Raw genomic sequence first — 20,940 nt, forward strand, 5'->3', positions numbered from 1 at the left:
AGTTTATCCCTTACAAAATACGGCAGCGACGACTGTTATTGCCCCGGACGTCATGGCATCCGGGGCTGTAGTTATGGCGCTTTAACGTTATGCGTTAGCTTCAGGGCACAATGTGATTTTGTTGCACCAGCTCATCGAGCGTGGTGTGGACGTTCTCCAGCGTTATGAGATTGGTTGAGTGATAAGTGTTGCCGGTACCGTCGCGGTCGATGGCAATCACCGTGTTGTTACCGCTGGTGGTCACGGTGAGGTAGTTGCCGAGCGTAGCGTTCTGCCCGTTCCAGCCCACCAGCAGGTCGCCGATATCGATTTTGTCGCCCTGGGCCAGCGAGAAGTTGGTCCAGGTATCGGTAGGTCCAACGCCAACATTGCCAACGTTACCACCGGTAGCGTCGTTGGCGTTGAGCAGGTGATAAATCAGCGTATCGCCGTAGATACTGCCGGTAAAACGATCGGCATCTACGGTGCTTACAACCTGCGGATTCATGTTGATGGTCAACGTAGCGGTATCGGTATGCCCATTCTGATCGTTTAGGGTGTAAGTAAATGTCTCTTTGGTGAGGATGGTGGAAAGTGAGACATCGCTGTTGAGGGCGTAGGTGTAATGACCATCAATGCCAATGGTCAGTTTGCCGTACAGTCCGTTAATGATGGCGCTGGTCGTGCTGCTCAGCGGATCCAGCGTGGCGGTGCTACCACCCGTGCCGTTCACCGTCAGCAAGGTATGCACGCTGGCAATATGGTCCCCGTCATAAATGTTGCCGGCGACGCTGTTTGCCGCGGACGTTTCGACGTTCTGCAGGTCGATTATCGTGCCTTTCACGCTAGGGGTGATGGTGATATTCCCCAGCCCTAAAGCCCCGACGCTGCCGGTGTAGTCGAGTCGATAGTTACCGGGGTGCAACATGATCCCCAGGGCAATATCGATATTGCCGCCAATGAGCAATCCACCGTTGAATGAGTTACTGGCAACCTTAACGTTGTTGCTGTCATACAGCGCCCAGGTGACGGTCAGTCCGCCCAGCGTCAGACCTGAAGCAACGTTAAAATGCAGTATGGCGTTTTGCACCGCCGTTCCCGTCGCGACCTCAATGACGCCAGTGCCATTTTGTGAGGTGGGAGAAAGGAGTTGGGCGTTCCAACTGGCGTTCCCGACGCTGTTGTCAGCAAACAATCTGGAGGTGTCCGCCTGCGTGGTGACCGCCATCGTGCTGCTGACGTCATTTACGGCGTCCAGCGGCTGCGGCGTTGGTTTGATATTCAGCGAGGCGCTGCCGGTATCGCCGTTTGGTGCTCTGACTTTATACACGAAGCTGTCCGGGGTGTTGATACCGTCTGCACCCAGTCCGCTTCTTAGCGTGTAGGTGTAGTTCCCCTTCGCATCGATAGTCAGCGTGCCGTACTGCCCATTAATAGTGGTAGTGCCCGTCCCGTTAACGACGATACCGTTTACTTCGGTGATAACGGTATTGGCCGGAGCCGAGTCGTTGACCAGCAGATTGCCATTGGTTGTCGCACTCAGGCTGTCGACGGCGTAGGTGTGATCGGCCTGAATATTCAGGGTATAGCTGGTCAGCAGCGTCAGGCCGCCGGAAGCGTTAAGCAGGAACAGATAATCGCCACCCGGTAGCGTAATGGTATACGCTGACGAACTTCCGCCCAGTAGGGCAGTGACCCAGTTTGGCTGTACCCGGTACTGCTCATACTGCTGAATTGACTCGTTGAAGCGATAAACATAGAGATCGAAGCCGCCAAGCGTCACGCCGAGAACATTCGCCTGTACGGTCAGCGTGCGGGTTGCGCCATCGTCAACGTTGAACTTAATCGGGTTAGTCAGACCGTTGACCAGACTGACGTCCAGCACATTGCCGAGTCCGACGCTGGCGAGCGTGAAGCCGGTTTGTTGTGAAGGCAAGTGGTCAACCGCGATGACTTGCGTTCCGTAAGTCAGCACTGCTGCATCGTCTGCCGCGGTTACCGTGCTGGTGGTTGGGGCCTGACCGAGCGTTACCACCAGTTTTGCCGAGGAGTGATCGCTGCCATGCGTCAGCGTGTAGGTGAAACTTTCAGAACGACCATACACTGAGATTGACGTATTGGTCAGGGTATAGGTGTAGCTACCGTTCTGATTGATATGCAGAATACCGTATTTCCCTTGCACATCAATGCCGCCCGCCGGGATATTCACAACGTTGCCGTTACCGTCGGTGATGGCGGTGACCAGCGTGCCGGAAGGCGCGTTATCCTGCCCGTTGGCGGGATCGGTATCGGTGATGATATTCCCGGATTCCGTGGTACCGCCGATGATGGTCCCTGCGCTGGCTTTTACCACTGAGACATCAAGGCTGGTGTATGCCCCGGTCGCCAGCAGGTTAGTGTTGTAGCTGACCACGCGGTAATCACCGCCAGTCAGCCCGCTGTAATTGAGCGTTACGCCCGAGGCGCCCAGGGTGAGCAGGCTGGCGAAGTCTGGTTTCCCGGTATCCACCACCGTTACCCAGGCATTCAGCCCGGTGTCAAAGCGCTGGATAACGACTTCAAGCGTGTTTAACAGCGACAGCACCACGCCGGTCGCGGCGGCGTTGATCGTAATGGACCCGCTGCCGCCAGAAGCGATGCTGAAATTAACGCTTGCCGTATCGTTCCCCAGCACGTTGGCGACATTCCCCAAGGCATTAACCAGCAGGAAACCATAATCGCTTTGATGCTCGGTGCTGACGATGACATCGGTTTGCAGCGGCAGACTGGTGACATTGTCTTCAGCCAGCAGCGGTAATACCGGTGCGATAGCGCTTGTCGGCGATGAGGTATTGCCCGCTGCATCGGTCGCTGTGGCGGACAGAGACTGACCTTCAATTTGGCGAACCGGCAGGTTGACGCTGTAGACACCGCTGCTGTTGGCGATTGCCGTCACGCTGGTGCCGCCGGGCAGGGAGATAGTGACCGTGCTTCCCGCTTCGGCGACGCCGCTGACGGTGCCGCCATCGGCGCTGATCAGTATCGTTGGCGCGGTCGGTGGCGTGGTGTCCACAATCACGCTGAACGAGCTGGACAACCCGCTTGCGCCGTTGGCGTTTGTTGCAGTGGCGGTAAACGCGTGGTTACCTTCGCTGAGCGCCCCGGATGGGGTAAAGCTCCAGATCCCGTTACCGTCTGCGGTCGTGGTGCCCATTAGCACGCCGTTGTTGTACAGGCTGACGATGGCGTTAGCCTGCGCCGTTCCGCTGAGCGTTGGCAGCGTATCATTGGTGGTTTTGCCCGCCGCGACGGGCCCCGTGATCGTACCGACGTCATCAAGTACGCTGGCAATAACCGGCGCAGGCGGTACGCCGGTAAACGGTGCCAGAACGTTACCCGCCGTGCCGATGTTGCCTGCGGTATCCTGGGCGCTGACCTGCAGCGTTTGCCCACTGATTTGCGGTGGGTTCAGCGTGAAGGTGAAATTACCGGAGGCGTTGGCGGTTGCCGTGCCGAGCACCGTTCCACCGCTGGAGGTAATAATGACCGTGCTGTTTGGCTCGGCAACGCCGGTGAGCGTGGTACCGTTGGCGTTTACCGCCAGCCCTGTAGGAATGCCCGGGGCGACGGTATCGACCACGATCGCTGCCGCAGACGATATGCCACTGGTATTACCCGCACTGTCCGTTGCGGTGATGGTAAAGGAGTGGGTACCTTGTGTCAGCGCGGTGGTTGGGGTGTAACTCCAGTTACCGCTGCCGTCCGCCGTCACGCTGATGACAAAGCTGCCGTTATCGTAAATATCGACCCGCGCGTTGGCTTCTGTGGTGCCGCTTAACGTTGGGCGTGCGTCGTTGGTTGGCTGATTAGCGCCAATCGCCCCGGTGTTTGGCCCGACGTCGTCAATAATGCTGCTGATTGAAGGCTGCGTCGGCGCTGTGGTGTCGACCACCACGCTAAAGCCTGCCGTCGCACTGCTGGTGTTGCCAGCCGCATCTGTCGCGGTGACGGTGAAGGTGTGCGATCCATTCGTCAGCGGCGTAGTTGGGGTAAACGACCAACTGTTATTACTTTGCACCAGCGCCGTACCCAGCAGGGTGCTTCCATCATAGATGCTGACGGTGCTGCCTGCCTCGGCGGTACCGTTCAGCGTCGGGCGCGCATCGTTGGTCAGTTGTCCGTTGTTGAGCGCCGCATTGAACACGCCGCCTGCGATATCATCCACCACTGAGACCAGCAGCGGGGCGGATGGCGCAATGGTGTCGACATTAATAATAAACCCGCCGGAGGTGGGACTTACGTTTCCGGCGGCATCGGTGGCGATAGCGGTAAACACATGCTGAGCGTTACCCAGCGCGGCAGGCAGATATTCCCAGGTGCCGTCTATCGCCGCAGTTACCGTTGCCAGCAGCGTGCCATTATCGTAGATGGCTACTCGGGCACCGGCTTCCGCCGAGCCGTTGAGTACGGGACGGGTGTCGTTGGTAAAGGCCCCGCTCGACAGCGTTCCGGTTCCCGGTAGCACGTCATCAAAAGCCTGGATAATCGTTGGCGCAAGCGGGGCGACGGTATCAACAACGATGTTAAATCCAGCGGACGTGAGGCTGACGTTTCCGGCAGCGTCGGTGGCTGTCACCGTCAGCGCGTGGTTACCGTTGCCAAGCTCGGTTCCTGGCGTGAAGCTCCAGGCGCCCGTGCCATCCGCTGAGGTAAAGCCGATAAACGATCCGTTATCGTAAACTCTTACCGTGGAATTGGCTTCAGCCGTGCCGCTAAGCGTCGGGAGTGGATCGTTCGTGGCCTGACCGTTGTTCAGATTACCGATCAGCGGGCCGACATCATCTGCAACCTGAGTAATCGCTGGCGTACCAGGCAACACGGTATCCACGATAAGCGTGAAGCTATTGGATGGCTGGCTGGTATTACCGGCGCTGTCGGTGGCGGTGACGGTCAGCGTATGCGGGCCGTTACTGAGTGCATCCGTTGGGGTTAAGCTCCAGGTGCCGTTAGCCCCAACGGTGGTGGTGCCGATGGGCTGACCATCGCTCAGGACGGTAATGGTCGCGCCAATTTCACCGGTGCCGCTCAGGGCCGGACGGGATTCATTCGTGGTCTGCCCGTTGGTTATCGGGCCTGTTGTCGGTGCGGTGCTGTCCTGAACTGTGCTGATGACCGGGATTGACGGGGCAACTGAGTCCAGCTCAATAGTAAACGATGATGATACCCCACCGGAGTTACCTGCCTGATCGGTGGCAACGGTGGTGAATATATGTTGTCCCTGTCCCAGCGGTGCATCCGGTGTGAAGCGCCAGTTGCCTGACTCGTCCACCTGCGCTGTACCGATGGCGACGCCGTTATCACGGATCGTGATGATGGCGCCTATCTCGCCTTTGCCGTTCAGCGTAGGCTGCGCATCGTTCGTCAACTGTCCGTTGGTCAGCGCTGTATTGCCAGGCTGATCGTCAATTACGGAGGTAATGGTCGGTGCCGCTGGCGGCAGCGTGTCGACGACAACCACAAACGGTGGCGTTGCCGGGCTGATATTGCCCGCGGCATCTGTGACGGTGGCAGTCAGCGAGTGGCTGCCTTCACCGAGGGCAGGCGCAGGCGTAAAGCTCCAGTTGCCGTTTTCATCGCTGATGGTTGTGCCGATGACCGCCCCGTTATCGCGGATGGTAACAAGCGAATCCGCCTCGGTAACGCCAGCAAGCGTTGGAGTATTATCGTTGGTCAACTGCCCGGAGGTCAGGGTCTGAATCGCACCAACGTTGTCCGTGACTGTCACAATAGAGGGGGCATTCGGCACCAGGGTATCGACAATGATCTGGAAATCACCGGATGGATCTCCCTGGTTGCCTGCGGCATCTGTTGCGCGAGCGGTAAAGATATGGTCGCCTTCTCCCAGCGGAGCGGTCGGGGTAAAACTCCAGAATCCGTTGCTGTTTACTGTGGTAGTGGCATAAGCGATGCCATTATCGTAAAGGGTGATGGTTGCCCCCGCTTCGCCGGTTCCGTTAAACGTTGGGCGTGAATCGTTGGTAATTTGCCCTTTATCCAACGATCCGGTGCCGGGGGCAATATCGTCAATAATGCTGGTGATAGTTGGCACCTGCGGGGGCGTGGTGTCGATGGTGATTGCGTAGTTGGGCGACAGACCACTTGGGGTACCGTCTACCGTTTGTGAAACCGTGAAGTTATAGGTAATGCCGTTAGTCAGCGCAGTGGGTAGCTGATAACTCCATGCGCCAGACACGGCATCGGCGGTTACCGTGGCGATGGATGCGCCATTTTGATAGATAGTCACCGATGCCCCTGCAGTGGCGGTCCCTTGCAGCAGCGGTAAGGTGTCGTTGGTGGTTTTACCGTTGCCAATCACCCCCATGATGGGCGCGATGTCATCAACGATCTCAAGAGTCGGTGGATGCGGAACGCTGGAGGTAGCGGCGTTAAACGATGTAGGGTCGCTTTGATTTCCGGCGGTATCCTGAGCGATGGCGTTGAGCGCCTGACCGGTTGTTTGCGCTGGCGAAATGGTGACAGCAAAGTTACCAGAACCGTCTGCCACCCCCTGGCCGAGAATGGTGTTACCGCTGCGAATAATCACGGTGCTGCCGGCATCGGCCGTACCGCTTACCAGCGTCCCGTTAGGATCTACGCTGGTAACCGTAGGCGTTGCAGGCGGCAGGGTATCGACAATCACCGTCAGCGGGTTATCTGCAGCCAGTGAGTTACCTGCGGCATCCACGGCGCCGAACGTCAGTGTGTGAGAGACGTTAGGCGTGAGGGGAACATCCACACTCCAGGTGCCGTTAGCAGCAACCGTAGCCGTAGCAATTGCGACGGGATTATTGCCATCGAAAATTAACACTGTACTGCCCGGTGTGCCGGTCCCGCTAATGGTCGGGGTGGTATCGTCCGTGACGCTGCCACTGGTTAGCGAACCGGTAAAGATTCCAACGTTATCCTGAATATCCGTTACCTGCGGCAACGTCAGCTTCGTGTTGTTAACCGTAAACGAAATGCTGTTTGAATTGTCGCTGATGTTGCCTGCCGGATCGGTTGCGGTGGCGCTTAACGTGTAGCTTCCATTCGCCAGCGCAGTCCCTGGCGTAATACTCCAGGTTCCGCCAGCCACCGTTGTAGTACCGATCACCGTCCCCCCGTTATACAGGGTGATGGTATCCCCGTCTGTGCCAGTACCGCGAATGGTTGGCGTGGTGTCATCAGTCACGGCATCTGGCGCAAGGTCGCCCGTGGCGTCACCGACATTATCGTTGGCGGCGCTAATCACCGGAGGTGCAGACGGCGTCGTGTCGATGTTCAGTGTTATGGCGTTAGATGGCAGGCTGACGTTGCCTGCTGGATCGGTTGCGGTGAGAGTTACCTGATAACTACCAGGAACAATCGGTGCTGACGGAGTGAAGCTCCAGGTACCGTCTGCACCTACTGTTGCTGTTCCCTGCAATGGGGGAGTACCAGCAAGATAGAGGGTAATCAGATCCCCGACGTTCCCCGTGCCGCTAAAGGTTGGCGTGGTGTCATTGGTGTTGCCATTAGTGACCACACCCGTTACCGGAGCCACATCGTCGGTAATGATTGGCGCGGCTGGTTGTGCGGGAGGCGTATTGTCTACTGTCAGAGTAAAGCTTGCCGACGGGATCCCCGTGTTGCCCGCGACGTCAGTCGCCGTGGCGGTAAATTTATGCGGCCCGTCGGCGAGTGAGGTTGGGGTAAATGTCCAGGTGCCGTCTGGCTGTACGGTGACGGTGCCAATAGAACCGCCATTATCATAAATCGTAATCTTCGCGCCGGGCTCGCCGGTTCCGGAGAGTTCGGGATTCGAGCTCTTGGTACTGCTGCCGTTACTCAGCGTTTGTAGATTTGTCCCAATCAGACCTTCTGCAGAGCTGATAACCGGGGCAACTGGTGGGGTGGTATCAATCGTCAGCGTAAAGTTCCCGGCATTGCTGGCGTTGCCTGCAGCGTCCGTGGCGATAGCGGATAAATTGTGTGCGCCTTCACTGAGCGGTTGGCTGAGTTGAATACTCCAGGTGCCGGTGGGTAAAACCGTTGTGCTGCCAATTGGCGTGGAACCCTCATAGAGGGTGATTGTAGAACCGGCTATTCCGGTTCCTTTCAGCTCTGGTAAGGTATCGTTTGAACGGCTTCCGGAAGACAGATCGATCGGCGCATTCCCAACGTCGTCGGTGGCAGCCAAAATGACAGGATCGCCTGGCGGTTGAGTATCTACGGTAACGCTGACCACTGTGGGTGAGGTGATGACATTACCGGCGGCATCGGTTGCCGATACCGTAAACTGATGAGTGCGATCGCTGAGCACCTGATTTCCCGGAACGGTATAGCTCCAGGTGCCTGAACTGTCGACAAGAATAACCGTCATCAACAGACTGCCATCGTACAGGCTCACCAGTGAACCTGGTTCACCGGTACCCGAGAGGGTTGGCGTGTTATCGTTGGTGACCCAACCGTTATTTGCAACGTTGCCCGTAATGCTGCCAACATCATCGTTAACCAACGTTATTACTGGAACGGTTGGGGCGATGCTATCGACAATAATTTTCCAACTGGCGGCGCTGCTGGTGTTGTTGGCAGCGTCTGTTGCCGTCACCGTAAATACGTGCGCGCCCTGGCTTAGTGCTGCGGTGGGCGTATAGTTCCATTTACCGTTGTTATCAGCGTTAACGGTCGCAAGCAGGGTGCCATTATCATAAATTTTGACCCGCGAACCTGCTTCGGCGATGCCTTCAATTTTCGGTTTATCGTCGTTGGTTAACCCATTGTTATTGATGGGGCCAGTGAAATCGTCAACATCATCAGTAACGGCAATAATAACTGGCTGGTTTGGTGCAGTGATATCCGGAGCCAACGCGGAGGTAGGCTGACTCTCGTTATTGCTGCTGTCCGTTGCGGTGACTTTTACCGTTTCGCCGTTCTTTTGCGACGGCGCTATAGACACGGTGAAATTGCCGCCGCTGTCAGCCTGGCCTATGCCAATCGGGTTACCGTTGCTGTCTTTAACGGTGACGGTGCTTCCCGCTTCAGCATGTCCGCTTACAGAACCGCCGTCTCCGGCGACGGTGACGCCGGTTGGCGCATCAGGTGCCGTGGTGTCCGGTGCGGTGACAGAGGCGTTGTCGCCCTTGTTGCCTGCGGTGTCGGTCGCATTTGCCGTAAGGGTCTCGCCGTTGGTTTGCGGCGGAACCAGCGTTGCGGTGAAATCCCCATCCGTATCGGCAGTTGCCGTACCAATGATATTGCCATCTGGATCCAGAATATTGACCGTACTGTTGGGTTCGGCTTTGCCGGTGACCTGGTCGCCAGTGCCATTAACTAGCAGGTTTGTTGGGGGCTGTGGCGCGGTAATGTCTGGTGCAAGCGCCGTTTCTGGCAGGCTTGGGTTTCCTGCCGGATCGGTTGCGATGGCTTCAATGGTTTCGCCATTGGTCTGTGGTGGGTTAATGGTGATGGTAAATGAGCCGTCCGTTCCGGCGACGCCGCTGCCGATCTGAGTTCCGCCACTGCCGGTGATAACCACGGTATTACCTGGATCGGTCGTTCCGGTGACGACAGTCCCATCCGCAGATACGTTGAGATCATCAGGTGGCGACGGTGGCTGGGTGTCGATGCTGATATTGAACGCTGGTGACATGCCTCCTGTACCTGACTGGTTTGTCGCGGTGGCGGTGAAGGCGTATAAGCCGTCCTGCAAATTGGTGTTGGAGGTCCAGGTCCAGTTGCCGCTGGCATCAGCTAGCACGCTTATGACAAACACCCCATTGTTATAAATGTTAACCGTGCTGTTGGCGTCGGCAGTGCCAGAGAGCGTGGGGGTATTATCGTTGGTGGCCTGATTATTGCTCAATGGTCCGGTTGATGGGGCAAAATCATCCATTATGCTGACGATAACAGGCACGCCCGGGTAGCCAGAGTTGGTGGCATTGAAAGAGGTATCTGGCCCGATGTTGCCTGCATGGTCCTGAATTTTCGCGATCAGCGTTTCACCGTGCGTCTGTGAGGGCGAAATCGCGATGGAGAAATTGCCGGTTTGATCGACCGTTGTTGAACCCAAAACCTGATTATTACTGCCGATGATAATGACCAGGCTTCCCGCCTCAGCGCTACCGGTTACCGTTGTACCTTCCGGATTAACGGAGGAAATGACTGCGGCTGCAGGCGGGGTGGTATCAACGGTGAATGTCGGCACGCGCGTTTCCGCGCTCACGTTACCTGCGGCGTCAGTTTGCGTCAGCGTCAGATTGTGAACACCATCGCTGAGCGGAATGTCCGGTGTAAATGTCCAGTTACCATTGCTATCTACAGTTTGCATACCAATCAGGATGCCATTGTCATAGATGTTGATGGTACTACCTACTTCGCCTGTGCCAGTGAGCGTCGGCGTGGCATCGTCGGTTACGCCGTTATTGGCGATAAAGCCGGTAATGGAACCGACATTGTCGGTTTCCTGAGTGACCACGGGGGCGTCGGGGGCAAGCGAATCGACAATAATTTCCCAACTGTCCGACATGCCACTGCTGCCCGTACCGTCTGAAGCGCTGACGGTAAACTGGTGCGTGCCGTCTGCCAGAGGAGAGGATGGCGTAAACGACCAGTTGCCGTTGGCATCGATTGTCACCTGGCCTATTTCGACGCCGTTATCAAAAATATGTAATGTGGCATTCGCGGGGCCGGTGCCCTGGAGTGTCGGCGTATTATCGTTGGTGGATTCCTGCTGATTGACAGGGCCAGTAATCAGCTCCTGGTTATCGATTATGCTGGTGATAACGGGGACGTCTGGCCTGTTAGGGGTTGTCGTTGGCGGTGTGCCTCCATCACCGTCGCCATCACCGTCACCGTCACCGTCGCCATTACCGTTACCGTTACCGTTACCGTTACCGTTGCCGCCGTTGCCATTGCCGCCGCTACCATTGCCGTTCCCGGCATTACCGTTTCCAGCGTTATTATCGCTCCCGCCGCCGCCGCCACCACCACCCGCAGCGAGGCCAATCCCGCCAGCGACAGCGATCCCGCCAAGAACCCACGGCCAGACGGCGCCGCCTTCATGACTGCCTTCGGCCGTCATCAGCGGTGTGAGATCGTCCAGATGCTGGAAATGGAATGCTCCGTCAGTATCCTGAACCCACCACAGTGCGCCATTACTGTCCTCCAGAACAAGTTGGTTTTGCGCTTCGCCTTTTCCGAGGTAGAAATTTTTAATGGTGATGGTTTCACCTGAGCGGAGTGTGACAACCAGATCCTGATTAACGCGCGTGAGTTGACTCACCTCCTCACGCGACACAGACAGTTTCACGATAGAAGGTGAACTGAGCGTAACTTCAGAGGCTTCAACATTTGTGGAAACGCCAGTTAATTTTGATACAACGGCGAGTAGACGCATATGTTCACTCCTGATGGCATGCCGGGAGTATTAATCCGCAACAGCGCGCTGGGAAAATGAGCAGACAGGGGCTCCGTTCATCATAAAGATGAATTTACACATGTAATTTCATTGATTAGGTCACATAGATGTTAGTTTATTGATTAAATACGTCTGGGCCCTTTCGGCTGAATAGTTCTTTCGTATTAGATGATATAGTCAGAAAGAAAGTATTCTGCAACTTATCCATATTAAAAAAGTAATTAGTCATTTGAAAAGGATACTTTTCAGTTTGCTTTTAACGGTTGTTTTTATGGTAAATAATTGTATTTAAATAGGTTTGTTTTTATTGAAATGAACATCAATATAATAAACAACAGTAATAATAGTGTTATTAAATAAATGGAAATATGAATACTATGGTCTTGAACTTTTATATTATTGGACTATGGACCGCAACGGTAATGACAGGAGGTTTATTTCATATCTGAACGATTCAGCATAAATAAACTATAAACTCGGTGAATGTATTGTGTGGGTTTCGATAACTAAAAAATAAGAACCAGTCTCAGGAGGAGAGACTGGTCACAGGGGAGTAGCATTTAGCGGCCAGCATTTTTCATGATACGCGCTTTATCTAACTGCCATTCGCGTTCTTTCACATCAGAGCGCTTGTCGTGCTGTTTCTTACCTTTCGCAACGCCAATTTTCACTTTGCACCAGGCATTCTTCCAGTATAACGAAAGCGCAACGACGGTATAACCATCACGATTCATACGACCATACAGGGAGTCGAGTTCACGCTGGTTTAACAACAGTTTACGGGTTCGAGTGGGGTCGCATACCACGTGTGTTGAGGCCACCGCCATTGGCGTGAAGTTGGCGCCAAACAGGAACGCTTCGCCGTCTTTGAGTATGACATAGCTGTCGCCGATGTTGGCTTTACCCGCGCGCAGGGATTTGACTTCCCAACCTTGCAGGGCGAGTCCTGCTTCGAACTCTTCTTCAATAAAGTATTCGTGTCGTGCGCGCTTGTTTAGCGCGATTGTGGCTGAGCCAGGTTTGTGTGCTTTTTTCTTCGTCATAATGCCGCTCAGTATAGGTAATCTGGAATCGAAAAACACCCCATTTCATCCAGCGGGGCGCAAGGCGCTATCTTAGCACGAGTTAGGCTATAGCGTTTTTTTTAGCGGGTGATAAATGGTATTATTTGTGTGATTGATATTGATGGGAATTGTTATGCCTCAGATTAGCCGGACCGCTTTAGTACCCTACAGTGCGGAACAGATGTATCAGCTAGTGAATGACGTTAAGTCCTATCCTCAGTTTTTGCCGGGTTGCACCGGTAGCCGCGTACTGGAGTCGACTCCGGGACAAATGACGGCCGCTGTGGATGTCTCGAAAGCAGGGATCAGTAAAACGTTCACCACGCGCAATCAACTGACCAGTAATCAGAGCATTCTGATGCATCTGGTCGATGGGCCGTTCAAGAAGCTGATTGGCGGCTGGAAGTTTACGCCACTGAGTCATGAAGCGTGTCGTATTGAATTTCACCTCGATTTTGAGTTCACCAATAAGTTAATCGAGCTGGCGTTTGGCCGTATCTTTAAAGAACTGGCTTCAAATATGGTGCAGGCCTTCACGGTTCGCGCGAAAGAGGTTTACAGTGTCAGCGTCGGCTAAAATTGTCGTTGAAGTGGCGTACGCGCTACCCGAGAAACAGTATTTACAGCGCGTAACGCTGCAGCAGGGCGCAACGGTGGAAGAGGCTATCCGCGCTTCCGGGCTGCTGGAATTACGTACCGATATCGATCTCAGTAAAAATAAAGTGGGTATCTACAGCCGTCCGGTAAAGCTTGCTGATGTTCTGCATGACGGCGATCGGGTGGAAATTTACCGGCCACTGATTGCTGACCCAAAAGAGCTGCGCAGACAGCGAGCAGAGAAATCCGCTAAAAAGTAACAGACAATAAAAAAGGTGCTCATTGAGCACCTTTTTTTGATCTCTCAAACCTACTTGTTATCGGTCAAAGCGGGTTTGTTATCAATGTTGGTCAATACGCCGCTGCTGTTAAAGGTCAGCGTCAGCGTTTGCTGGGTTACGCCTTCATGTCCAGGTTGCTGACGGAACACATAAAACCAGGTATTAGTGCCAAAAGGATCGGACATCATTGGTGTACCCAGAGCATAAGCAACCTGCTGTTGCGTCATACCCGTGCGCACTTTAGCGACATCGGTAGGTGTCAGATAATTTCCCTGGTTGATGTCAGGGCGGTAAACCACTCGCTCCAGAGTGGAACAGCCTGCAGTCAACATCAGTAGTACTGCTGCAGCAGCAGTCAGCGTTTTACAGCGCATAGTGATTTGATTCCTTTTCGGGCCCGAGCAGTACGCGGCTCATATGTAATATGCCGATGATAATAGACCTTTCACCACTTTAAAACCTTTTGCTGTCGGGTCGGTCGGCGATTTTATGTTGAACTCAGACCTTCACAAGGTAAAAAAGTTTATGCCGCCAGCAGTTCTTTTGCATTTGCGAGGGTATTGCGCGTCACTTCGCTACCGCCAAGTAGACGGGCTAATTCCTGCAGGCGCGCGCGTTTATCAAGCGGCTGCATGTGTGTTTCCGTCATCGCGCCATCTGTTTCTTTGCTGACATAGAAATGTTGATGACCACAGCCCGCAACCTGCGGCAGGTGAGTAACACACATTACCTGCGTTGACTCGCCCAACTGTCGCAACATTTTACCCACTACCGCAGCCGTCGGGCCGCTGATACCAACATCCACCTCATCGAAAATTAGCGCAGGCGTTTCCATCTTACGTGCTGTAATGACCTGAATAGCCAGCGCAATACGTGACAGTTCCCCGCCGGAAGCGACTTTCGCAATTGGTTGTAACGGCTGACCTGGGTTAGTGGTTACTTTAAACTCCACGCGATCGGCACCGTCTGCGCTCAGATGATGCTCCTCAAATTTCACATCAATGCAAAAGACACCGTGCGGCATCGAGAGAGCATGCATGCTCTCTGTAATAAGTTGTCCCAGTTCCTGCGCATAATGCTGACGCTGTTGGTGCAGCATTTTTGCCGTTTCCAGCGCCTGCTGGTGGTGATTGTTCACCGCCAGGGTTAAGGTTTCGAGCGAGTCGGCCTGATCGTCCAGTTGCTGTTGTTCATCCAGCAACGACTGATAGAACTGTGGCAGCACTTCAGGGGCAACATGATGCTTACGCGCCAACGAGATTTGCCTGGAGATACGCTGTTCGAGTTCGAACAAGCGGTTAGGGTCTAAATCCAGACGATCGCAATAGTGGCGCAGCTCGTCGCTGGCTTCGCTGAGCTGGATGGTGGCCTCTTCCAGCATATCCAGAATACCTGAAAGTTTTCCGTCCATGCCTGCCAGTTCAGTGACCAGGTGTTTTGCGGTGTACAGTTGGCTTTGCAGATTGATGTCTTCACCATCTGCCAGGATAGCCAGCGCCTGTTGGCTGGTGGTGAGTAATTGCCCACTGTTAGCCAGGCGCTTGTACTCTTCATCAATTTGCTCAAACTCACCCGGCTGCGGATTGAATTCGTTCAGTTCCTTTAACTGGTATTGCAACAATTCCGCCCGGGCTGCGCGTTCCAGGCTTTGTTGCTGATGATGCGCCAGGTCACGGCAACTTTGGTGCCATAGTTGGTAGCGCGCAGCCATTTCCTGGGTCAGAGACGCTTCATTGGCGTAACCATCAAGCAGGGATTTTTGGTGTTCTGATTTTGTCAGGAGCTGATGCGCATGCTGGCCATGGATTTGAATAAGTAACTGGCCCAGCTCGCGCAACTGCGATAACGGAACGGCGGTTCCGTTAATAAATCCACGGGAGCGGCCATCGCTGCTGATAACGCGACGCAGCAAACACTCACGGCCTTCCTCAAGCTGGTTCTCTTCCAGCCAGCGCAGGGCTGCGGGGGTATCTTTTAAGGCAAAACGGGCGCAGAGGTCGGCTCGCATGGCGCCTGCACGCACCATGTCTGCGTCTGCGCGTCCGCCCAGACACAAACCGAGAGCATCAATGGCAATGGACTTACCCGCACCGGTCTCACCGGTGATAACGGTCATTCCGTTCTGGAAATCGATCTCAAGTTCACGAACGATAGCAAAATTGCTGATGGTCAGTTGTGCCAACATAGCTGTTTTCCTGTATGAAAAACCATAACTGTAATTTCATACAGTATAAACTGGTTTTTTATACAGTAAAGAGGTTGGCGTTAAATTAGAATAATTTTTTTGACCAACCAAGCTTAGTGCTTAATGTGTTGAAATAGCTGTAATCTTTTGGATGTATCAGGTTCAGATGATAATCACAGCGGCGAATCAATACGTCTTCACCTTCCTGTATAGGTAGGGCGATTTGGCTGTCACAGCTGATCTCCAGATCGTTACGGCGATGGGAAAAGCGCAGGCGAATGGTGCTGCTACTGTTGATCACCAGCGGTCGCGCGGAAAGCGTATGCGGAAACATGGGTACCAGCGTAATGGCATCCAGAGAAGGCGTCAGAATTGGGCCTCCGGCAGAGAGCGAGTAGGCGGTAGAGCCGGTCGGCGTCGAGATAATCAGCCCATCTGAACGTTGGGAGAAGGCAAAAATTTCATCGATATAGACTTCAAATTCAATCATGTGCGCCACTTTCCCGGGGTGCAGCACAACTTCATTGATGGCAGTGCTAATGCGCTTCTGGCAATCCTGTTGACACACCTGAGCTTCGAGTAAAAAGCGCTTTTCGCTGATGTAGTGGCCTTCCAGCACGTCAGCTAACTGTTGCTGGGCATTGTCTGGGTCAAGGTCGGTCAAAAAACCGAGGTTGCCGCGGTTAATGCCAATAACCTTGATGTCATAACGTGCCAGGGTGCGAGCGGCGCCCAGCATATTGCCGTCGCCGCCGACTACCACGGCGAGGTCTGCCTGTTGGCCAATTTCTGCGAGCGTACCGGTTTTCACATTTTTCAGCTGCAGCTCGTGAGCGATTTGTTGCTCAACGATAACCTCATAACCTTTGGTGCACAGCCAACGGTAGAGCATTTCATGTGTGGTCAGTGCAGTGGGGTGACGTGGATGCCCCACAATGCCAATACACTTGAAATGTTTGTTCATTTTCTCGAGGTCCTTGTAACGAAGATTAGTGACAATGTGAGTACTTCCCTTGAATCCCTGAATCTGATCCCCATAATAAGCCAAGTTAGCGAGATGAATGCGAAAAAAACGCGGAGAAATTCATGAGTAGTAAAGAACAGAAAACGCCTGAGGGGCAAGCCCCGGAAGAAATTATCATGGATCAGCACGAAGAAGTTGAGGCGGTTGAATCAGACGCTTCTGCTGAGCAGGTGGATCCGCGCGATGAAAAAATTGCGAATCTGGAAGCTCAGCTTGCTGAGGCCGAAACTCGCGAGCGCGACAGCGTGTTGCGTATCAAAGCGGAAATGGAAAACCTGCGTCGTCGTACCGAACTGGACGTAGAAAAAGCGCATAAGTTTGCGCTGGAAAAATTCGTCAACGAACTGCTGCCGGTGCTGGATAGCCTGGACCGCGCGCTGGAAGTTGCGGATAAAGATAATGACGCTATGGCGGCGATGGTTGAAGGTATTGAGCTGACCCGTAAGTCAATGCTGGATGTCGTGGCGAAGTTTGGTGTACAGGTGGTTGCGGATATCGATGTGCCGATGGACCCGAACGTGCACCAGGCAATTGCAATGGTAGAGTCTGACGACGTTGCTGCCGGTAATGTGCTGATGGTGATGCAGAAAGGCTATACCCTGAACGGACGTACCATCCGCGCCGCGATGGTCTCTGTGGCGAAAGCCAAAGGCTAATCAGCCTTCAGGCCGGGTAATGCTCACGCGCTACCCGGCCTGAATTACTCTCACTGGTCCGACACGCTTTCCCGTAGCGGTTTGACCGGCAATACCTGCACCTGTTTAATCATATTGTCCTGCACGTCGAGAATATCGATATCGTACTGTCCAATGCGCACACGCGTGCCGGCAACCGGGATCTCTTCCAGCGCTTCAAGAATAATACCATTCACGGTACGTGCGTCATCTTCCGGCAGGTGCCAGTTAAACGCCTTATTGATTTCACGAACGTTGGCGCTGCCGTCAATGATCACCGAGCCATCATTCTGCGGCGTTACCTCTTCGGCAAGCGTGGGTGACATTGAAGTGGTGAAGTCGCCGACAATCTCTTCCAGAATATCTTCGACCGTGACCAGCCCCTGAATATCGCCATATTCATTGACAACCAGACCCACTTTCTTCTTGTTTCGCTGAAACTTAATGAGCTGGGTGCTGAGAGGCGTACCTTCCGGGACGTAATAAATTTCGTCGGCGGCACGTAACATAGTCTCTTTGGTGAACTCTTTTTTCTCTGCCATCAATCGCCAGGCTTCACGTACGCGCAGCATACTGATGGCGTCGTCCAGCGAGTCGCGGTACAGCACAATACGGCCGTGTGGAGAGTGCGAAAGCTGACGCACGATTGACTTCCAGTCATCGTTAATATCAATGCCGATGATTTCGTTACGCGGGATCATGATGTCATCGACGCTGACTTTTTCCAGATCCAGCACTGACAGCAGCATATCCTGGTTACGGCGTGAAATTTGCGAGCGCGATTCATTCACCAGCGTTCGCAGTTCATCTTTACTCAGCGAACCGCTCACCACGATATCCGTTTTGATGCCCATCATGCGCATAAGTAGCCGCGTGATGGTGTTGAGTAGCCACACCAACGGCATCATCAGAATCTGCAGTGGAGCCAGCAGTACACTGCTCGGATAGGCGACTTTTTCTGGATACAGCGCAGCAATAGTCTTGGGCAGTACTTCGGCAAAAACCAGCACGACAAACGTCAGTACCCCAGTGGCAATGGCGACACCCGCATCGCCATACAGGCGCATACCGACAATGGTGCCGAGCGCGGAGGCCAGAATATTCACCAGATTATTACCGATGAGCACCAGGCTTATCAGGCGGTCCGGCTTACGAAGTAGCTTTTCAACGCGTTTTGCCTGACGATTTCCCTGCTTGGCCCGATGACGTAGACGATAGCGATTCAGGGTCATCATTCCGGTTTCAGAACCGGAAAAATAGGCGGAAATGACCACCATGATGAGAAGCGTGATAATGAGCGTGGTGGTGGAGATGTGTTCCACGTAGGGTTCCTTAAAGATTTAACTCACGAACTGCTGCAGGATACGACTGCCGAAATAGGCCAGCGTTAGAATGCCTGCGCCTGCGACGTTAAACCATACGACGCGACGTCCGCGCCAGCCTTCATGGTAATGCCCCCACAACAGAACGATATAGACAAACCATGCCACGATAGAGAGAACGGCTTTATCAATGTTCTCGGTACTGAACAGGTTATGCATGTAAAACAGGCCAGTGCACAGGGTGAGCGTCAGCAGAACCACGCCAATTTGGGTGATATGAAACATTTTCCGCTCAATACTCATTAGCGGCGGCATCTCATTGCTGAAGGCCAGTTTTTTGTTTTTCAACTGGTAGTCGATCCATGCCAGTTGCAGCGCATACAGTGCGGCGATAATCAGCGTGGCGTAAGCGAATAGCGATAGCCCGATGTGAATCATCATGCCCGGTGTAGCTTCGAGATGGGTGATGAACTCGTTCGGCATAAACGTGGCGAAGGCCAGGTTGATTAGCGCAAAGGCGTAGACAATGGGCAGCAATAGCCAGCCACGATTGCGGGAAGCGACGATAGTCATTACCGTACAGATCATCAGGCTAACCAGTGAGCCGACGTTCAACAGACTCAGGTTTTGTCCGCTTTCACCGCCGGGCAGAATTCGCGCTTCCAGGGCGATAGCATGACTTACCAGCGCGACGACCGCAGAGAGAATAGCCATACGCCGCCAGCCGCTGTTTTTTTGCAGCAGAGCGGGAATAATCAGCGCAAGGCTGACTGAGTAGGCGACAAGGGCGAGCAGAGCAAAAACGGGCATATAGGTGTCGACAGTTGGCCAGTGATAAAGAAAAGCAGTATAGCGTTACGTGACCGCTGCTCCAACCGTTGCATAACAACAAAGGCGGCTTCATGTTATACTGCGACAAATTTCTGTTGATGTGTCGCTGTCGCGACCGACCGTTTCCACCCCAGGCGAGAGACAATGTTTGATAATTTAACCGATCGTTTGTCGCGCACGCTGCGCAATATCAGTGGCCGTGGACGCCTTACTGAAGACAACGTTAAAGAGACGCTGCGCGAAGTGCGCATGGCGCTGCTGGAGGCTGACGTAGCGCTGCCGGTAGTGCGTGAGTTTATCAATCGCGTAAAAGAGAAAGCGGTTGGTCATGAAGTTAACAAAAGCCTGACGCCGGGTCAGGAGTTCGTCAAGATTGTCCGTAACGAACTGGTTGCGGCAATGGGCGAAGAAAACCAGACCCTGAATCTGGCTGCACAGCCGCCAGCCGTTGTGCTGATGGCTGGTCTGCAGGGGGCGGGTAAAACGACCAGCGTCGGTAAGCTGGGGAAATTCCTGCGTGAGAAGCACAAGAAGAAAGTGCTGGTGGTCTCCGCGGACGTTTATCGCCCGGCGGCGATAAAACAGCTGGAAACGCTGGCCGAGCAGGTCGGTGTGGACTTCTTCCCGTCGGATGTCGGCCAGAAGCCGGTCGATATCGTTAACGCCGCGCTGAAAGAAGCTAAACTCAAATTCTACGACGTGCTGCTGGTGGATACCGCCGGTCGCCTGCACGTTGATGAAGCGATGATGGACGAAATCAAACAGGTCCACGCTTCTATCAAGCCGGTTGAAACGCTGTTTGTGGTCGACGCCATGACCGGTCAGGATGCCGCGAATACCGCAAAAGCCTTCAACGAAGCGCTGCCGTTAACCGGTGTCGTGCTGACCAAAGTTGATGGTGATGCTCGTGGTGGTGCGGCGCTCTCTATTCGTCATATCACCGGCAAGCCAATTAAATTCCTCGGCGTCGGCGAGAAAACCGAAGCGCTGGAGCCGTTCCATCCGGATCGTATTGCTTCGCGTATTCTCGGCATGGGTGACGTGCTGTCGCTGATCGAAGATATCGAAAGCAAGGTTGACCGCGCGCAGGCAGAGAAATTAGCCAGCAAGCTGAAAAAAGGCGACGGCTTCGATCTCAACGATTTCCTTGAGCAGCTCAACCAGATGAAAAACATGGGCGGCATGGCAAGCCTGATGGGCAAGCTGCCGGGCATGGGGCAGATCCCAGACAACGTGAAATCGCAGATGGACGATAAAGTGCTGGTGCGTATGGAAGCCATCATCAACTCGATGACGATGAAAGAACGCGCTAAGCCGGAAATCATCAAAGGTTCCCGTAAACGCCGTATTGCTGCCGGCTGCGGTATGCAGGTACAGGACGTAAACCGCCTTCTGAAACAGTTCGACGACATGCAGCGCATGATGAAGAAAATGAAGAAAGGCGGTATGGCGAAGATGATGCGTGGCATGAAGGGTATGATGCCGCCAGGCTTCCCTGGTAGATAAATATATCGGGCTACCTAATTTGCCTTTTTGACGCCGGGGTGGGCTCGAAATGCTCACATAC

Annotated in this window: 11 protein-coding genes; 4 read left to right on the forward strand and 7 right to left on the reverse strand. The window is 54.0% G+C overall.

The annotated features are described in order from the left end of the window. Positions 1-100 precede the first annotated feature (100 nt). Positions 101-11,374, reverse strand: coding sequence for a BapA/Bap/LapF family large adhesin (locus HV229_RS06195; RefSeq protein ID WP_181547096.1), 11,274 nt, complete (start codon positions 11,372-11,374; stop codon positions 101-103). A gap of 581 nt (positions 11,375-11,955) precedes the next feature. Then, entirely contained in the window at positions 11,956-12,438 is a 483-nt protein-coding gene (gene smpB, locus HV229_RS06200; protein WP_003031211.1) for an SsrA-binding protein SmpB, read from the reverse strand. Between the two features lie 154 nt (positions 12,439-12,592). On the opposite strand from smpB, the gene ratA reads away from it, so the two are divergent. Both ratA and HV229_RS06210 read left to right on the forward strand, forming a co-directional pair. Then, positions 12,593-13,036 (forward strand): type II toxin-antitoxin system toxin RatA, encoded by a 444-nt coding sequence (gene ratA / locus HV229_RS06205; RefSeq protein WP_003031213.1) that lies wholly within the window; start codon positions 12,593-12,595, stop codon positions 13,034-13,036. After that, positions 13,020-13,316 (forward strand): RnfH family protein, encoded by a 297-nt coding sequence (locus tag HV229_RS06210; RefSeq protein ID WP_003839823.1) that lies wholly within the window; start codon positions 13,020-13,022, stop codon positions 13,314-13,316. Before ratA ends, HV229_RS06210 begins: the two co-directional genes overlap by 17 nt. Positions 13,317-13,366: 50 nt before the next feature. Here HV229_RS06210 and bamE read toward each other — a convergent pair whose 3' ends face one another. From bamE to nadK, 3 genes are all read right to left on the reverse strand, one after another. Next, positions 13,367-13,711: an outer membrane protein assembly factor BamE gene (gene bamE / locus HV229_RS06215; protein WP_003826401.1), complete on the reverse strand. Its 345-nt coding sequence runs from the start codon at positions 13,709-13,711 to the stop codon at positions 13,367-13,369. 149 nt (positions 13,712-13,860) lie between these two features. After that, a complete protein-coding gene (gene recN, locus HV229_RS06220; protein WP_016157188.1) occupies positions 13,861-15,522 on the reverse strand; it encodes a DNA repair protein RecN in 1,662 nt (553 codons plus the stop codon). Between the two features lie 85 nt (positions 15,523-15,607). After that, positions 15,608-16,486 (reverse strand): NAD(+) kinase, encoded by an 879-nt coding sequence (nadK, locus tag HV229_RS06225; protein WP_016154073.1) that lies wholly within the window; start codon positions 16,484-16,486, stop codon positions 15,608-15,610. Positions 16,487-16,608: 122 nt separating this feature from the next. On the opposite strand from nadK, the gene grpE reads away from it, so the two are divergent. Beyond that, entirely contained in the window at positions 16,609-17,202 is a 594-nt protein-coding gene (gene grpE / locus HV229_RS06230) for a nucleotide exchange factor GrpE (RefSeq protein WP_003031221.1), read from the forward strand. A 50-nt stretch (positions 17,203-17,252) separates the two neighbouring features. On the opposite strand, the gene HV229_RS06235 is transcribed toward grpE, so the two are convergent. Together HV229_RS06235 and HV229_RS06240 are read right to left on the reverse strand one after the other, a co-directional pair. After that, positions 17,253-18,542 (reverse strand): HlyC/CorC family transporter, encoded by a 1,290-nt coding sequence (locus HV229_RS06235; RefSeq protein WP_008785520.1) that lies wholly within the window; start codon positions 18,540-18,542, stop codon positions 17,253-17,255. A gap of 18 nt (positions 18,543-18,560) precedes the next feature. Further along, positions 18,561-19,352 carry an inner membrane protein YpjD gene (locus HV229_RS06240; RefSeq protein ID WP_003031224.1) on the reverse strand — a complete coding sequence of 264 codons (792 nt, stop codon included), beginning with the start codon at positions 19,350-19,352 and terminating at the stop codon, positions 18,561-18,563. 165 nt (positions 19,353-19,517) lie between these two features. Here HV229_RS06240 and ffh point away from each other — a divergent pair, with 165 nt between their 5' ends. Next, positions 19,518-20,879 carry a signal recognition particle protein gene (gene ffh / locus HV229_RS06245; RefSeq protein WP_003031226.1) on the forward strand — a complete coding sequence of 454 codons (1,362 nt, stop codon included), beginning with the start codon at positions 19,518-19,520 and terminating at the stop codon, positions 20,877-20,879. Positions 20,880-20,940 lie beyond the last annotated feature (61 nt).

The organism is Citrobacter sp. RHBSTW-00524 (genome assembly GCF_013747755.1).
In the GTDB taxonomy this organism is placed as follows: Bacteria; Pseudomonadota; Gammaproteobacteria; order Enterobacterales; family Enterobacteriaceae; genus Citrobacter; species Citrobacter braakii.

Excerpts from the sequence above, each read along its gene's own strand:
- ratA (WP_003031213.1), top strand. The coding sequence starts at position 12,593 with ATGCCTCAGATTAGCCGGACCGCTTTAGTACCCTACAGTGCGGAACAG.
- bamE (WP_003826401.1), bottom strand. The coding sequence starts at position 13,711 with ATGCGCTGTAAAACGCTGACTGCTGCTGCAGCAGTACTACTGATGTTG.
- grpE (WP_003031221.1), top strand. The coding sequence starts at position 16,609 with ATGAGTAGTAAAGAACAGAAAACGCCTGAGGGGCAAGCCCCGGAAGAA.
- smpB (WP_003031211.1), bottom strand. The coding sequence starts at position 12,438 with ATGACGAAGAAAAAAGCACACAAACCTGGCTCAGCCACAATCGCGCTA.
- recN (WP_016157188.1), bottom strand. The coding sequence starts at position 15,522 with ATGTTGGCACAACTGACCATCAGCAATTTTGCTATCGTTCGTGAACTT.
- ffh (WP_003031226.1), top strand. The coding sequence starts at position 19,518 with ATGTTTGATAATTTAACCGATCGTTTGTCGCGCACGCTGCGCAATATC.
- HV229_RS06195 (WP_181547096.1), bottom strand. The coding sequence starts at position 11,374 with ATGCGTCTACTCGCCGTTGTATCAAAATTAACTGGCGTTTCCACAAAT.
- nadK (WP_016154073.1), bottom strand. The coding sequence starts at position 16,486 with ATGAACAAACATTTCAAGTGTATTGGCATTGTGGGGCATCCACGTCAC.
- HV229_RS06240 (WP_003031224.1), bottom strand. The coding sequence starts at position 19,352 with ATGCCCGTTTTTGCTCTGCTCGCCCTTGTCGCCTACTCAGTCAGCCTT.